Source organism: Microcoleus sp. N9_B4, assembly GCF_036701635.1.
GTDB lineage: Bacteria > Cyanobacteriota > Cyanobacteriia > Cyanobacteriales > Microcoleaceae > Microcoleus.
In genome coordinates, this window is sequence record NZ_JAUBRC010000018.1 from 1 (window position 1) to 15,098 (window position 15,098).

A 15,098-nucleotide genomic window follows, 5' to 3' on the forward strand; every position below is an offset into this window, starting at 1 on the left:
TCCTGCTCATCACCCTTATTGTCGCCTGGTTTAATTGACTTTATACTACCCCGTTGTAAAAAACCTACACCTGTCAGGTAAGTTTGACTGGGGTAAACCTTCAAGGAGTTAACCTTAGTGGCATGAATTTGAGTGGGGTAAATTTGACGGGCACAAACTTAAGTTATGCCAAGTTGATTGGGATTAACTTAAGTGGAGCAAGTTTGAGTGGGGCAAACTGTTTAGGCGCTAACTTGGATGGTGCTAACCTCACAGGGGTAAATTTGATTGGGGTAAACTTACAGAGCGTTAATCTGATCGGGCAAAACTTGAGTGGCTTTAATCTGTCTGGGGTTAACCTACACCGAGCCAACTTAAGTGAAGCAGACTTAAATTCTGCAAACTTGTGTGGGGCAAATTTGAGCTATGCAAACTTAGAGAAAACTAACCTGAAGGAAGCTAAACTGCTTGGAGCAAATCTGGACAAGGCAACACTCACAGGTGCAATTATGCCAGACGGCACAATTCACAAATAAATTCGATCGCCAATATTAAACAGCAAGGTGGGCAATGTGTTGGTGTGAATTTAACCGAAAGTCCACCAGGGAATTCATTCCCTGCCGGACTGAGGGAAATAGCGTTAAATTGACACCAATGGTGTGCATCGCCCTCCATAAAAATAAAGTATGATGAGTGTGAAAGATCAAATACATAGATTTTCGATGAATAAATCTGACACGGAAATTATAGAATCTACCCTCAGATGGATGACTGAGTTTGTCGAGTTACCGCATCCAGTTTTCAGCGATTTACCGATTTGTCCCTTCGCTAAAAAGGCACGCTTGGCTAATCAAATTTTATTCAAAATCGAGCGGTTTTCAGCGCTGACTGAGTTCGATCGCGATTCTGCCATCATGAAATCAATTCATGAATTTTACAATTCGGAATTTGAAATCATGGTAGTAATTAATCCCGAAAAAACTGCAATTAGTGCGCCCGAAACTAAAGAATTGATAGACAAACTCAATAATCAGATTTCAGAATTGGGCTTGCTGGCTTTTCACATCCATCCCGAAGAAGATTTTAATATTGACGGGCTTCATACTAGGAGGATGCCGTATCCGGGCTTCACTGTTCAAGTAAATTCTAAGCTGAAGCCAGCTTCCGATTCTTTAGAGAAAACTGAATATTACAAAAATTGGACTGCCGAACAACTAAAAAATTTCGGGATTCCGAGAAATTGACGATCGCCCGCCCTCCCTTTCTCCCTGTCTTGCTTCGCGCCCTTGGCTACTTTCATCGCTTCAATCCTCCATGAGTTTGATGAGAGTTGTAAAAATACGATCGCACTCTGAAGAAGCCTTGCGAACCTTGTCAACATCCAACATTTCTAACAGCTTGGAAGCGTGCTGTATCTTTTGATATTCGCCTTTCGATTTTGTGTCGCGGCTAGCTGCTTTCAGACTTCGTTCTAACAAATCCTTTTCAATCGTCTCTACATTGATATTTTTAGGAATCTCATTTTGTTTAAATCCCTGTCCGTAAAATCTTTTTAAAGTATCAATATCCGCCATGAACCAAGCTTCCATCGCTTGAACCATGAGATAGCAATGAGTGTCATCAACCCCAGGCGAATCCCAATTATCCCTCCACTTCAAATGCTCCCAAGGCGACTGCTTTACAACAGGTGCTTCTGAGTCAACCAGAAGGATGACAAACGCATCTGGGTGATCGGTCAAAGCATTCTTGAAATCCCTAAAAGCATTATTCCGGGAACCGCAAACAGTGATATTCCACTTGATTTGCTTGCTGCGGGCAACCTGCACAATTTCTTTGAAAAAAATGCTAAATCCTCCTCGAAGTAATTGCTTTGTATTCTTGCCATCGCCGCCGCCTTCGATGTAAATGCGAATCTCTTTTACCATCGGTTGCCCCCGATTTCTCCCATCCGCCAAAGGTCTCCCAAAGTGTAATTCTCAAGCCATTTTTTCAGTCGTTCGGGATCGAGACGGTTCAGGTGACTTCCTCTATCATCCCGATCGCATATTAACACTGACTCAGGACTCAGAGCCGACACTAAAGCATCGGAATGAGTTGTCACAATCAATTGTGTGCGCTGTGACGCTTCGATCAACATTTCAGCAACAGCAGGCAGAATGTCGGGATGCAAGCCAATCTCCGGTTCTTCAATACAAATAAGTGGCGGGGGAGTTGGATCTAGAAGTAAAGCTATTAAGAATAAATAACGCAGCGTACCGTCTGATAAACGAGTTGCGGGAATTGGCTGAATTAATCCTGTTTCGCGGATGAATATCTGGACAGTACCGCCATAAATCTTGATACTCAGTTCTTCGGCTGCATCGTAGAACAGTTGTAATTTTTCAATAATCAGCCTACTTCCTAATTGATACTGTAAGTTATTTAAAACCAGTCCTAAGTTTCCGCCATCTTCTAGGAGGGGATGTTCTGGCAAGTCAGTTTGCTGAGCCTTTCTAGATACTGCATCTCTCCCTGTCTGCCAGTTACGATATAAACCAATGTCTGCAAATTTATTTCCCAGATATGATAGTTCTGGATATAGTTCTGGATCTTTTCTTTGAGATAAGATAGATTGATCGGGAATGATATCTTCTCGCCGCAGATTCCGCAGCGTCCTTGGTTGCTGCTCGTTGTCCTGTATAACATTGATAACAGGGCGACCCCGATCGTTATAACGGTAATAGAAAAATGGCTGGCTTTCAGAACTATTGCGCGGTGCCCTATCTTCTATAGCTTCGTCCACTACTTCAAGTCTCTGACCGACTGCGGTAAAACTAATCTGATAGCGCAGTGGCATCGTTCGTTCTGGGTAATCTAAAATAGCCTCAATTTTTGCTGTGGGAGTACCTTTTTCACCTTTCCACAGAAAATCGCTGATACCACCTCCTTGACGAATCGGAGCAAGTAAGTCGGTAGTTGTTGCTTTCAACACTCCCATCGCTTCAATTAAGTTAGATTTGCCGGATGCGTTAGTACCGATCAATACATTCAGGGGTTGCAGTTCAATTTTTTCCCCTTCACTTCCATAGGAAAGGAAGTTTTGCAGTTGCAGGGAGTGAATAAATCTCTTGCCTTCCACCTTGTCCTCCTATGCCAATTCTGAACTATTATACTTTACGAAAGCTTTCGTTTTTAGTCTTGAATTAAGTAGGTTTCAAAACTACCGATTCCCAGTCTTTGCCTTGAAGTCGGAGGGGGAGTGAGATATGCCGATCGATCACACAACAGGCGACCTACTCTCCTGCAACGGTCTTTGACCCCTTACAATTAATTCAGCAAAAAATCTTTACACATAAGAAGTCATGCAGCTTAAGTCAACAACCCGCCATATTCGCATATACACCGCCATCCTCGAAGACAACGAACTCGTCCCCAGCAATGACCTTTTGACCCTCGACATTGACCCAGATAACGAACTTAACTGGAACGACGAGTCAGTCAAACAGGTATATGCCAAATTCGACCAACTCGTAGACGCTTACGAGGGCGAAGATTTGACCGAGTACAACCTCCGCCGTATCGGTTCGGAGTTGGAGCACTTGGTACGATCGTTCCTACAAAAAGGCCAAATCAGCTACAACCTCAACAGCCGCGCTGTCAACTACAGCATGGGCTTGCCTCAAGTTGATGCCAAAATTCACCTGTAAGCTGCTAGACATATAAATTGCAAGGGTTTCGGCACAGGGGGAGAGGGGCAGAGGGGGAAAATCTTCCTTCTTCCTTCTTCCTTCATGCTTCTTCTTCACTGCCGATAGTTTCTGCGTCTGTTCCGGCATCTTTGGACTCAACCGCCCAATTGGGAGTACGATCGCGCTCCAAAAACTGTTTAACTGCAATTTGGCGGTTGGTCATAAACTGACCCCAAGCGCCGGGAAACAGCCCATCCAAGGTTTCCACCAGCGCCCAAACCTCAAGATTCATCACTTTGTAATAAAAACTGTGAGAATGTTGAATGCTAGTGAGTATTTCGTCTATTTCAACTGCAGGCAGTAGCTTCGGATCGGACACATTCTTGGAAAAGGCGCTGGGTTCATGTGGGGCCATGGTTAAATACTCAACAGCTTGCAGAGGCCGGTCAGTCGATTTGAGATTTTAGATTTTAGATTGATTCCACAGATGAATCTGCGGGCTTGAACTAAATATCTAATTTTTTTTCTCTCCCCGACTCCTGTCGGGGGCTTGCGTCCATCAGTAGATGTGAGATGTGAGATTGTAGATTTTATACTTTAGATGGACTCCACAGATGAATCTGCGGGCTTGAACTAATATCTAATTTTTTTGCTGTCCACGACTCCTGTCGGGGGCTGGCATCCGTCAGTCGATTTGAGATTTGAGATTTGAGATGGACTCCACAGATGAATCTGCGGGCTTGTATCCGTCTTTGGGTAGGGTTAAATTTAACTTCTCTTGCGAAACTACGGCGCGAGGCACAGATGACCCTTCGCGAGAAAACCGAGAATTGATATTTATTTATACCTGTCGGGTCAGGTGATTTCTACCTAGCTGCATCCTACCATTATAGTTAGTCTAAAATCTCAATTCACTTGACGATCGCGATTTCTTCGGAAATTGCCGCTATCAGGAATATGCTGAAAACAGCGTGATTTCAAGCCGATGACTGGGGTGTCGCGCGATCGTCTAACCCTGAAAGCTCATAGCAAGATTCATCCGGCTGTCAACAAAATGGTAAACTGTTCGTGTCAGTACAAGACATTAAAACCTACCCCTGGACTGGGGGAAAGTCACGCCTAAAACATTGTAAGGAGATATCACTACCCACACAACAGTGGAAACGTGGTGAGCCGAGGAACCTGAAAAATCAGGATATTAGGACTGCGAAGTCTTAAGAATCTCCGTATGTTGAGAAAGCGGGGGTGTCAAATAATCGCCACGTATCAACCCGTCGAGGTTCAATCGCTAAAATAGTTCAGATCAGCACGCTTGCCCAAAGGCGTCAGGAACCCTTATGCAAAACTCTGTGGCAAAACACTACTTATGGGCTTTAGGTGAAGGGATCAAAGGGTGTAAGCCAGGCGATCTGATCGCTGGTCGCTACTTGGTCAAGCGCGATCGACTTCTTGTCGATACTCAACCCGAACACTTGCCGGAACTGCCCGAAGAGATTCCGAGTGTTGTCACTCCTTATCTGAGACTGTTTGCCTATCAGTTGCACGTACCTCAAGTATACGGCCTGGTATCGTCCAAGATGAGCAAGCTCTCGGGAGATATTTGGCTACTGGAAAATGGGCCGATTTTGAAGGTGACGGAATCTTTAATGCCGGAATTGGCGGACTCCTGGAAAGGAGCAGCAGCGATGCGCCAGCTCAATTGGCTGTGGCAAATAGCCCAGTTGTGGCAGCCGTGTATCGCTCAGGGCGTGGCTTCGACGCTGCTGACTCCCGAACTGCTACGGGTGGAAGGGCAATTGGTGCGGTTTCTGGAATTGCAGCCCGATCGCAAACCGCCTCATTTGTCGCAGTTGGGCAAATTGTGGCAGCAGTGGCTCGAAGATGCTCACCCGGCTATTGCCAATTTTTTGAGGCAACTTTGCCAGCAAATGGTTGCCGGTCAAGTGCGCCACGGCGAACAACTGATGGGCCAGTTGGATAAAGCTTTGGCAAAATGCGGCCGATTTTACGATCGTCACGTTGAAATTGCCACGGGCACGGATGTAGGCAGATCCCGCGCTCACAACGAAGATGCTTGCTATCCGCCCAGCGGTACGCTGTTCGCAGGAAGCCCGGGTGCGGAAGCTTGCGCGATCGTCTGCGACGGTATCGGTGGACAAGACGGCGGCGAAGTCGCTTCGGAAGAAGCAATTGGTGTGCTGCGCGACAAGTTGCAGCAAATGCCCCTGCATCAGGCTAATTGGGACCCGTTGAGCCTGACTTCCAAGCTGGAACGGGCGGCTTGTGCTGCTAACGACAAGATAGCCAGTCGCAACGACAGCGAACACCGCCAAGGCCGCCAGCGGATGGGCACTACGCTAGTTATGGCTTTAGCCCACATTCACGAGCTTTACGTCGCCCACGTCGGAGACAGCCGGGCTTACTGGATTACCCGCACCGGCTGCTATCAACTTACTCTCGATGATAATGTGGCTTGCCGCGAGGTGCGTTTGGGCTACTCTCTCTACCGGGATGCTTTGGAACAAGTCGCCGCCGGAGCTCTGATTCAAGCTTTGGGGATTACTTCGTCCAACACTTTGCACCCGACTGTGCAGCGTTTTCCAGTGGATGAAGACTGCGTTTTGCTGCTGTGTTCCGACGGTTTGAGTGATAAAGACCGGGTTGAGGAATGTTGGGAAGCGGAGATTTTGCCAATTCTCGACGGTAGCATTAATTTGGATAAGGCGCGCGATCGACTGATTGAGATTGCTAATACTAGAAACGGTCACGATAACGTCACTGTTGCTTTAATTCACTGTCAAGCACATTTGAGGGAAGACGGCAATACTTTTACAGAACTGTCTGTCGCACCTTTAGATACGCCGATCGAACTAATTTCCGATAGCGAGGATATGCCAACGGATTTGACCGAAAGCACAAGCCTTGGCGATGGGAATTCTCCAGCAAAAACGCAGTTGTTACAGCCGGAAAAAAGCAAAAGTTTATTTTCGCTGCTGCTGAAAATTTTATTTTTATTAGGCTTGGGGGGTGTATTTGCTTATTTTTTCATCCCTCCGGTGGGTCGCGCGATCGATACTGCCGGGGAGTCGATTTTCGGGAAACGCGGTTTAATTAATCCTGCAAGCACACCGGAGAAAACAGTTGAATCTGTACCTTCTCCGGTCAAATCTTTAGAAACAGGCTCGTTTATAGAGATTAAAAGTTCTGCGGCTGGGGAAGTGGAAAAAGAGGGCGATCGCTTGGATTTGCGAGGCGCAATCGGTGAGTTGACTGTCAAAGGAACAGTCCCCGCCGGCAGCGTTTTGCAGGTGACAAACAAACAGCTTACGCCTCAAGGCAATTGGCTGGAATTGAAAGTTTGTTCGATTCCTGAAATAGTGCGATCGAACTCTCCCAAACCCGAGTCAAATAAAGATTTTTCTACAGTTTCAAAACCCGCACTGAATCCATCTCCCGCTGTGGCAACTCCCACTCCCTCGCCTTCCCCGGCAGTTAAGCCAACAGTTGAAGTAGAAAGCGCCAAGCTGCAACCGGGGGAAATCGGATGGATTCAAGAACAAGCTGCTGTTTCTAAAGTAGTATCTAACCTAGCCTTAAACCCTAATCAAAAGGGAAAATGCGTTGATTCTGACTTAAATCCCAATGCTAATTAAACTCTCACTGCTATATTTTGCCGAGGGGATTTGAGTAAGTTTGAGAAAAAGGAAGATACATGTTGCTAAAGATAGAGGAATTTAAGGCAGACAGAGACTTCAATAGAAATCGGAGTCTAGCCAGCCGAAGATTTATCTACTTCTTGATGCGAGATCGAACTATGACGAAAATCACAGAGTATTTCCAGGGAGTTTATGCCGTAAATCTTCCTGAGAGGAAAGACCGACGCCAGCTCATAGTCCAGGAATTAGAAGAAGCAGGGATGCCCCTCATGCCCCATAAGGTTGAGATATTTCCTGCAATCCGCCCCGACGAAGCTGGAGGTTTCCCCAGCATTGGGGCGAGGGGATGCTTTTCCAGTCATGTAGCTATCCTCAAGCAGGCAAAACAGCAGGGGTTGAGCAATATCTTGATTGTAGAAGACGACCTAGAAATTTCACCAAAGTTAAGAGCACACCAAGCTGTTATCGTCGAACAACTGTGTCAGCAAGATTGGGATTTCGTCTACTTCGGACACATCGAAGAGGTTGAAAAAAAGTCTCCTGTCGCCCTCGTTCCCTTTTCTGAGGGCGTGATGACCACTCATTTTTACGCTGTAAATGGCAGGATTTTCGATCGCCTCCTGCGGTTTCTGGAAGAACTGCAACAGCGACCTCCGGGACATCCCGACGGCGGTCCGATGCACCTCGACGGAGCTTATTCTACTTTCCGAGCTCAAAATCCTGATGTTGTCACCTTGATTGCTTCTCCAAACCTGGGGTGGCAAAGGAGTTCTCGTAGCGACATCTATCCTAATGCCTGGTTTGACCGTGTACCTGGGGTCTGGCAATTGGCAGGTGCCGCAAGAACAACCAAAACATGGCTGAAGCGTAGCCTTTCTACTTAATTGAGTTCGAGTTTAAAATAGTTTACTCAACTCGAATCTGTGAGCACAATTGCCCGGAAAATAATTAATACCAAATCCGGGTTTATTACTCTCTTTATGAAGGAGGAGGTTGGAACCTTTTGACCTCAAACTATACAAATAAAGTATGCCGCAGTTTACGCGACACGACTTTGGCTCGGACAGAGTAAGAGATCCAGGAAATATTTAAGCCGGATTTGGTATCAGCATATTTGATATGATGCTTGATTGCTAACCTAATTTCTTAGATACCTCTGCAAGTTTAGTCACCATTTGGGATACGGCTTTGTCAACTGCCGCGCTCAAAAGTGAGTCTTCATTGCTGCTGCCAGAATTGCCGCTGACACCTCGGACAGAAATATTAGAATCGCTTTGATCTGCCTCTCCTACTGCTTTGGCAGTGGCAAGAATATCTCCCGAAGCTGTACCGATTAACCGCACATCTATTTGAACGGTAGCTTTGGTTTTTTGTGAACCGGCGCCGATTCCCATGAAACTGCCGCCGCCGGATTGTTTGTCGATATTAAACTTGGTAATGGTGCCGATGAGTACGGCGTCAACTCCTAATTGTTTGCCAATTTCGGCTGCTGTGCCGGCATCCATCGCGCCGCTGCGATTTTGCTGTTTGAGCACTTGTTCGAGTTTGCTGCGATCGACTACTGTATAAGTGCCGTTGTTGACGAGTTCGTTGATTAACAGTTCGCTGATGCCTTTGGCGGCGCCGACTCCGCGATAGGAACTGTAATAGCTGTTGGTGGTGCCGTAGTCGAAGTCCATGACGACGAGGCGCTTTTTGGCGGTAGCTTGGGCGAGTTGGGTGGCGGGTTTGATGGTGGCTGGTGTGGCGATCGCATTGACTGAAACGCCGGCTAGCATTAGGGTAGCGAGGGAAATGCTGGTTAAGCGAGATATAGTGGTTGTTTTCATAAAGCTTACCTCACAGTTGTTTTGTGCCAACTCTAGGATACTTTACGGAACAGTCCGATGTCAGGGTTGGGGGTGAGGAGGTTAGAATTGGCGGGTTTTAGTGTGTTTGGACTTTCAACAGGCTTAATTTTGGTTAATTAACCGCAGAGGACGCAGAGGACACTGAGAAAGAAAGGAAGAGTTTAATCAAGCTTTCAATCCTTTATAGGGATTTAGGGGTTTTCCTGCCCAAAAATCTAATATCTCTGTACTCTAACGGTGGCAAGAACCGCACAGCCATCCAAAATTCCTCTTACACCCCAGATTCCATAAAACCCATCAACCAATTAGCCATTGTCGCCCTGCGAGTCTGTCTGGGCCCGAATTCCCCAATTTTATAGCCTTTAAAGCCTAATTTTTCCTTCAGCAACTGCTTGTTTTCTGGAGGAGTCGATCGAGTCAATTTCACTGTCGCCGGCCTAGAATCGATAAAATCCGGCGGTTCCGGGTACTCTTGGCGCCACTCGGCTGCAACACCTGCACTGTTCCACTTGCCAGTCTCCGCATCGCAGCGGTAGCCCAGATACTGCCAAACTAGCTGATTGACGGCAGCATCGTCGATTTCTTCGTTGAGAATAGCCCAAATAGTTTCGTTATTCAGCGGTGGTAATTCAGACATATAAAGGAAGGGAGGGGGCATTGGGCATTGGGCATTGGGCATTGGGCATTGGGCATTGGGCATTGGGAAAGAGGGAAGATGAAACCAATTGTTTCAGCAATTAAAAATGCTTTAACTACCGAGAAGGTTGCTATATAATTATCAGGAACGGGATCTCCGGCCCGTTCCACAAAAAATCATAGGAATTTGTTTGTGGGGAGTAGGGGTTGGGCACGCGAGCCCGCCCAAAATGCCACCCCCAAAAAATTAATTATTCAAAATTCCGTCTTTCTCGGCCATAGACAGCATTAAGTCAATCACCCGGCTAGAATAACCCCACTCGTTGTCGTACCAGGAAACAACTTTGAAAAACTTAGAATTCAGTTCAATTCCCGCACCTGCATCGAAAATGCTCGATCGCGCGTCGCCCTGAAAATCTGTCGAAACCACTGCATCCTCAGTATATCCAAGAATGCCTTTGAGTTCGCCCTCCGAAGCTTTTTTCATTGCCTCGCAAATTTCTTTATAGCTAGTTTCCTTCGCCGTTTTGAAAGTAAGGTCAACTACAGACACGTCGGGAGTTGGCACGCGCAAAGCCATTCCCGTCAATTTTCCTTTCAATTCTGGCAACACCAAAGTAACAGCTTTTGCTGCACCGGTCGAAGATGGAATAATATTTTGAGCCGCACCGCGTCCTCCCCGCCAATCTTTTTGGCTGGGGCCGTCTACAGTTGGTTGAGTAGCTGTCATTGCGTGAACTGTCGTCATTAAACCTTCTTCCAATCCGAAGTTATCGTTGATAACTTTGGCAATTGGTGCTAAACAATTCGTCGTACAGCTAGCATTAGAAACAACCGTATCTTTTGTCGGGTCAAATTTGTGGTGGTTGACGCCTACTAGAAAAGTTGCAACTTTTTCCGGGTCTTTTGTCGGTGCTGAAAGTATTACTCGTTTTGCTCCTGCCGTCAAGTGTTTTGATGCGCCTTCAAAATCTGTAAACAATCCGGTAGATTCTACAACATAATCTGCGCCGGATTTACCCCAGGGCAATTCGGCAGGATTTCTAATCGCTGTACAGGGGATAAAATTTCCGTCAACGACAATCCCGTCTGGTTTGCTTTCAACTTCGCCGTCGTAAATGCCGTGGGTGGAGTCGTATTTGAAAAGATAAGCCAGGTTTTCTGGCGAAACTAAGTCGTTAATGCCGACAAATTGGATGTTGGGGTTTTTGATGCCGGCACGCATGACTAGCCGTCCGATGCGACCAAATCCGTTGATGCCAACTTTTAATGCAGCCATGTTTAAACTCCTATTGAAAATCTCGTTAGTCGATCGGGCGTTAGCGAAGCCCGCCCCTACGGGGGCTACGCGAACGAAGAGAATCGCCTGTGGTGGCTTAGAATTTACCACGCTAACGGATTTTTGCAACTGATTCTTTTCTATCTCTTAAGGATTCTGAATTCTGCCCCGGCTGGGAAGGGCAATTCATCCTGAAACAACCGCTGACTAATGGCTAATGGCTGATTTATGTCAAATTGTAAAAGTGCTATAATAGACAGAAATTATTTTCAAAATCGCTTTTTTAAAATCAGGCTAAAGTAATAATAAAAAACTTATTCTAAAGGCGAAACGGATTTGCATTCTCACCAGTGGCGATTGTCGGAACCAAAGCCTAAGATTAAAGTCGCAGATACGCGCAAGGACACAGCAATGCCGTGTCCTTACACATAGGGCGTACAATCTATATGCAGCTCTACTTTTACGAATTGGTATAATTACTAATGACTAAGCTGTGGAGCATTTAAACGACTAACGAACCAGGTAAGGTGCGTCAGCTAGAACACTTACGGTAGATGCGGGAAACGCTTATGTACTGACGCACCCTACTATCCTCTTTTAAATGTCGAACAGCTTAGGAATGAGAATTAAATAAGTTGCATTTTTTGTAGGTTGGGCCCGTGGAACGAACCCTCCGTTTCACTCCGCCCAACGCCACGCTTGATTGTTGGGTTTCGTTCCACGGGCCCAACCTACGAAGTTATTTAATCCACGATCCTTAATCACTAATGACTAATGACTAATGACTAATGACTAATGACTAATGACTAATGACTAATAACTAATGACTACCCGACGCACCTAGTAATTAGCAATTCCACCGCATCTGAAATAAAACACGACCCACCAAATTTATTGAGCACTGGTCTAATGTTTTCTGCAACTGCTGAAACTTGAGCTGGGGAACAAAAAGCAAGCACATAAATGTTATCCAGCGCCGTCATTGATGAATCACGGGAAACGTGATCCCTAGTGCTTTTTCCAGCGACATCACGAATCACCGAATAACCGGGTACGCCAGCTTTGTCTAAACCGTCTAAAATCTTGCCGAGTTCTACTGAGTGGGCTATGATTTCTACTCTTTTGACTGACTCCATCATCTCACCTCCAAAACATATTGATTCCGTATAGATACAGGGGAATGCCTACAATGATATTAAATGGAAACGTCACTGCTAAGGCAGTTGAAATGTAAAGACTTGGATTCGCTTCGGGAACAGTTAGGCGCATGGCTGCTGGTACTGCTATATAAGAAGCACTCGCGCACAATACGGCAAACAGCAAAGTGTCTCCCTGTGGCATTCCGATTAATTTGGCTATTACCAAAGCAATTACTGCGTTGACTATGGGAATTAGGATTGCAAAGCCGATCAGAAAAATTCCTGCTTCTTGCAAATCTTTAATTCTGCTAGCAGCAACCAGCCCCATGTCTAGCAAGAAAAAAGTCAGAACTCCGTAAAACAAGTCTTGAGTAAACGGACTCATAACTTCCCAACCATGTTCTCCTGTCAGTACGCCCATAATTAGGCTGCCAATCAGCAGAAAAACTGAACTGTTTAGGAAAGCTTCTTGCAACACTTCGGACCAAACTATTTCGCGTTTTCCTTCTTCCCCGCCAAATACACTGACTAGAATCAGACCAACTATAATTGCTGGGGATTCCATTAATGCTAGCGCGGCTACCATGTAACCGTCAAAGTCGATCCCCTGTGCTGTGAGGAAGGAGGTTGCGGTGATAAATGTGACGGCGCTGATGGAACCGTAGGTGGCTGCGATCGCCGCGGCATTGTAGGAGTCGAGTTTGATCCTCAGTATGAAAAAAGTATAAATGGGTACGAGCATTGACATCAGCATCGCTGCCAAAATTGTCAGGGCGACTTGCTGGTCAATTCCGCTTCTAGACAGTTCGACGCCCCCTTTAAATCCGATCGCAAACAGCAGGTACAGCGAAAACAGTTTGGGGATGGGCGCTGGAATTTCTAAATCAGATTTGAGAAAAATTGCCAGCATTCCCATGAAAAAAGCTAATATTGGGGGATTTAAGATATTTGACGATACTAAACTCAAATCCACGATCGGTCACTCCCATTTCTTGCGTTTTTAATATTACTTCCCCAGTAATTGTTGCACGAGAATGGATCAATAGACCGATCGAACTTTTGACTCAGAAGCTCGATCGGGCTAAATACCCCCAAATACGGCAAAGGCGCACAGTACGCACCCTACAACGAAGGTTTGCACTGTGCACCCGCAGGCTAAGTATTTGTGTTTAACTAAGCAACACCCAAATAAGACTCTAGGGCTTCGGAACCACCGATCAACTTGCCGTCGATAAATACTTGCGGCACAGTTGTAGCCCCAGTCATAGCCCGGAGCGATCGAGTTGTGATATCCCGGCCCAAGACGATTTCTTCATAATCCAAGCCATTTTTACTCAGCAGTGCCTTAGCCTTAGCGCAGAAGGGACAGCCCATTTTTGTAAACAGCGAAACTACCTTCGGCTTGGTTGCTGCGGAGTTGATGTAGTTGAGCATCGTCTCGGCATCGGACACTTTGAAAGGATCGCCCGGTTCCTCTGGCTCAATAAACATTTTTTCAACCACGCCATCTTTTACCAGCATCGAATAACGCCAAGACCGCTTCCCAAAGCCTAAATCTGTTTTGTCTACCAGCATTCCCATGCCTTGAGTAAATTCGCCGTTACCGTCGGGAATTAACGTCACATTGTCTGATTCTTGGTCTTTTGCCCACTCGTTCATCACAAAGGTGTCGTTGACGGAAATGCAAACGATTTCATCTACGCCGTTTTCTTTGAAAACTTTCGCCAATTCGTTGTAACCGGGGAGGTGCGTTGACGAACAAGTGGGCGTAAATGCCCCAGGCAGGGAGAAGACTACTACGGTTTTGCCTGCAAATATATCATCCGTGGTGACATCGACCCACTCGTTGTCTTTGCGAGTGCGAAAGGTGACTTTGGGTACTCTTTGACCTTCTTGGTTCGTCAGCATGATTTTAAATTTTTGGGTACTTGGGTTCAATTCCTTTGCTTATTATAGCGTACTCATAACGAGTATGAGTTGTCAAGGGTAGGCGAGTTTTTTTCTCGGACTTGGGCGCGCGCGCGAGCTCAGTTCATTGTCTTTGCGACGATAGTTTGAATCATAGGATCGCGAATTAAATAATTTACACAAGTTTGTGGGGCGGGCGGGACGCCCATCCCACAAGAACCATCAAAATTGTAAGTTATTTAATTCTCATTTCATAGTCCGAATCAATCTCGCGGCGCGCGCGAGCCCAGTTCATTGTCTTTGCGACAGCTAGCAGATTTAAAACTTGCTGTTTAAGTAGGTCGGCAATTCTGTCTCCATTCCTTTGCTGCTGCTAACGGGTGAGGATTTTTTACACATTCTCCCAACATATCGATATCAATTCCCGGTAGCAATTCGCTTTGTGTGATTAATTCATAACCGCAGTTGGACACGAATTCAACCGGAATTTCTTCTCGCAAATGGTAGATAGAAAATCGGTCATTTCGCCAGAACCAAACCTCTGGCACATTCAACCTTCTATACAGTTCTAGTTTATTGATGCTGCCACTGGTAACAATCACTTCAATTACCAAATCGGGAAATTCTTTATCTGTGCCAATACAGTAAGCTTCATCCGGTTCCGTACCGCCACGTTTTTCCTCTTGTCGCAGAGTTGTAGACCCAAAAGGGAAATATTCGATGTCAGCTTCTACAAAATAAATAAGCAGCAGATCTCCAATGCGAGTTTTTCTACTTTCATGGCGGCGAGAAGGCGACATAATTTCCAAAACTCCATCTAAATAAGTAACTCGATATCCTGCCGCATCTCCAATCCGATTCAGCAGTGTCTCGTATTGTTCCCAGTTGGCGCTATCGGTAAGGTAGCGATCTTCAGGATCTTGGCGTTGGAGTGCTTGTTCTTTAAGTAATGTATCTAGCTCGCTCGTCAGCATCGGTATTAC

General features: G+C 46.0%; 15 protein-coding genes. 5 read left to right on the forward strand and 10 right to left on the reverse strand.

What is annotated here, in order from left to right; genetic code table 11:
* Positions 1-83 precede the first annotated feature (83 nt).
* Positions 84-515 (forward strand): pentapeptide repeat-containing protein, encoded by a 432-nt coding sequence (locus QUA43_RS13865; RefSeq protein WP_333374630.1) that lies wholly within the window; start codon positions 84-86, stop codon positions 513-515.
* 186 nt (positions 516-701) lie between these two features.
* The gene (locus tag QUA43_RS13870) at positions 702-1,223 is read left to right on the forward strand and encodes a hypothetical protein (protein ID WP_333374632.1); all 522 of its coding nucleotides are present in this window, start codon (positions 702-704) and stop codon (positions 1,221-1,223) included.
* 60 nt (positions 1,224-1,283) lie between these two features.
* Here the strand turns inward: QUA43_RS13870 and QUA43_RS13875 are convergent, their stop codons facing one another.
* The gene (locus QUA43_RS13875; protein ID WP_333374634.1) at positions 1,284-1,904 is read right to left on the reverse strand and encodes a DUF4276 family protein; all 621 of its coding nucleotides are present in this window, start codon (positions 1,902-1,904) and stop codon (positions 1,284-1,286) included.
* Positions 1,898-3,097, reverse strand: coding sequence for an AAA family ATPase (locus tag QUA43_RS13880; RefSeq protein WP_333374636.1), 1,200 nt, complete (start codon positions 3,095-3,097; stop codon positions 1,898-1,900). Before QUA43_RS13880 ends, QUA43_RS13875 begins: the two co-directional genes overlap by 7 nt.
* Positions 3,098-3,320: 223 nt before the next feature.
* On the opposite strand from QUA43_RS13880, the gene QUA43_RS13885 reads away from it, so the two are divergent.
* Complete coding sequence (locus QUA43_RS13885) at positions 3,321-3,665, forward strand: NAD(P)H-quinone oxidoreductase subunit M (protein WP_333239357.1); 345 nt, start codon at positions 3,321-3,323, stop codon at positions 3,663-3,665.
* An 82-nt stretch (positions 3,666-3,747) separates the two neighbouring features.
* Here QUA43_RS13885 and QUA43_RS13890 read toward each other — a convergent pair whose 3' ends face one another.
* Positions 3,748-4,062 (reverse strand): hypothetical protein, encoded by a 315-nt coding sequence (locus tag QUA43_RS13890; protein WP_333374637.1) that lies wholly within the window; start codon positions 4,060-4,062, stop codon positions 3,748-3,750.
* A gap of 934 nt (positions 4,063-4,996) precedes the next feature.
* Between QUA43_RS13890 and QUA43_RS13895 the strand changes: the two genes are divergently transcribed.
* Positions 4,997-7,300, forward strand: a complete 2,304-nt coding sequence (locus tag QUA43_RS13895; protein WP_333374638.1) for a protein phosphatase 2C domain-containing protein — start codon at positions 4,997-4,999, stop codon at positions 7,298-7,300.
* 161 nt (positions 7,301-7,461) lie between these two features.
* Complete coding sequence (locus QUA43_RS13900; protein WP_333374640.1) at positions 7,462-8,187, forward strand: glycosyltransferase family 25 protein; 726 nt, start codon at positions 7,462-7,464, stop codon at positions 8,185-8,187.
* 249 nt (positions 8,188-8,436) lie between these two features.
* Here QUA43_RS13900 and QUA43_RS13905 read toward each other — a convergent pair whose 3' ends face one another.
* The 7 genes from QUA43_RS13905 to QUA43_RS13935 all read right to left on the reverse strand — a co-directional run bounded on the left by QUA43_RS13905 (position 8,437) and on the right by QUA43_RS13935 (position 15,089).
* The gene (locus QUA43_RS13905; RefSeq protein WP_333374642.1) at positions 8,437-9,132 is read right to left on the reverse strand and encodes a CsgG/HfaB family protein; all 696 of its coding nucleotides are present in this window, start codon (positions 9,130-9,132) and stop codon (positions 8,437-8,439) included.
* 292 nt (positions 9,133-9,424) lie between these two features.
* Complete coding sequence (locus QUA43_RS13910) at positions 9,425-9,790, reverse strand: DUF1823 family protein (RefSeq protein WP_333374779.1); 366 nt, start codon at positions 9,788-9,790, stop codon at positions 9,425-9,427.
* Between the two features lie 246 nt (positions 9,791-10,036).
* Positions 10,037-11,068, reverse strand: a complete 1,032-nt coding sequence (gene gap, locus QUA43_RS13915) for a type I glyceraldehyde-3-phosphate dehydrogenase (protein WP_333374781.1) — start codon at positions 11,066-11,068, stop codon at positions 10,037-10,039.
* 827 nt (positions 11,069-11,895) lie between these two features.
* Positions 11,896-12,207, reverse strand: coding sequence for a P-II family nitrogen regulator (locus QUA43_RS13920; protein ID WP_223300725.1), 312 nt, complete (start codon positions 12,205-12,207; stop codon positions 11,896-11,898).
* 1 nt (position 12,208) lies between these two features.
* Positions 12,209-13,180: a sodium-dependent bicarbonate transport family permease gene (locus QUA43_RS13925; RefSeq protein ID WP_333374643.1), complete on the reverse strand. Its 972-nt coding sequence runs from the start codon at positions 13,178-13,180 to the stop codon at positions 12,209-12,211.
* Positions 13,181-13,380: 200 nt separating this feature from the next.
* The gene (locus QUA43_RS13930; protein ID WP_333374645.1) at positions 13,381-14,115 is read right to left on the reverse strand and encodes a glutathione peroxidase; all 735 of its coding nucleotides are present in this window, start codon (positions 14,113-14,115) and stop codon (positions 13,381-13,383) included.
* A 332-nt stretch (positions 14,116-14,447) separates the two neighbouring features.
* Positions 14,448-15,089, reverse strand: a complete 642-nt coding sequence (locus QUA43_RS13935) for a Uma2 family endonuclease (protein WP_333374647.1) — start codon at positions 15,087-15,089, stop codon at positions 14,448-14,450.
* Positions 15,090-15,098 lie beyond the last annotated feature (9 nt).

What these genes read in the sequence shown, in the direction of transcription:
- QUA43_RS13870 (WP_333374632.1), top strand. Translation starts at nt 702, where the DNA reads ATGAATAAATCTGACACGGAAATTATAGAATCTACCCTCAGATGGATG.
- QUA43_RS13875 (WP_333374634.1), bottom strand. Translation starts at nt 1,904, where the DNA reads ATGGTAAAAGAGATTCGCATTTACATCGAAGGCGGCGGCGATGGCAAG.
- QUA43_RS13885 (WP_333239357.1), top strand. Translation starts at nt 3,321, where the DNA reads ATGCAGCTTAAGTCAACAACCCGCCATATTCGCATATACACCGCCATC.
- QUA43_RS13890 (WP_333374637.1), bottom strand. Translation starts at nt 4,062, where the DNA reads ATGGCCCCACATGAACCCAGCGCCTTTTCCAAGAATGTGTCCGATCCG.
- QUA43_RS13900 (WP_333374640.1), top strand. Translation starts at nt 7,462, where the DNA reads ATGACGAAAATCACAGAGTATTTCCAGGGAGTTTATGCCGTAAATCTT.
- QUA43_RS13905 (WP_333374642.1), bottom strand. Translation starts at nt 9,132, where the DNA reads ATGAAAACAACCACTATATCTCGCTTAACCAGCATTTCCCTCGCTACC.
- QUA43_RS13910 (WP_333374779.1), bottom strand. Translation starts at nt 9,790, where the DNA reads ATGTCTGAATTACCACCGCTGAATAACGAAACTATTTGGGCTATTCTC.
- gap (WP_333374781.1), bottom strand. Translation starts at nt 11,068, where the DNA reads ATGGCTGCATTAAAAGTTGGCATCAACGGATTTGGTCGCATCGGACGG.
- QUA43_RS13920 (WP_223300725.1), bottom strand. Translation starts at nt 12,207, where the DNA reads ATGATGGAGTCAGTCAAAAGAGTAGAAATCATAGCCCACTCAGTAGAA.
- QUA43_RS13930 (WP_333374645.1), bottom strand. Translation starts at nt 14,115, where the DNA reads ATGCTGACGAACCAAGAAGGTCAAAGAGTACCCAAAGTCACCTTTCGC.
- QUA43_RS13935 (WP_333374647.1), bottom strand. Translation starts at nt 15,089, where the DNA reads ATGCTGACGAGCGAGCTAGATACATTACTTAAAGAACAAGCACTCCAA.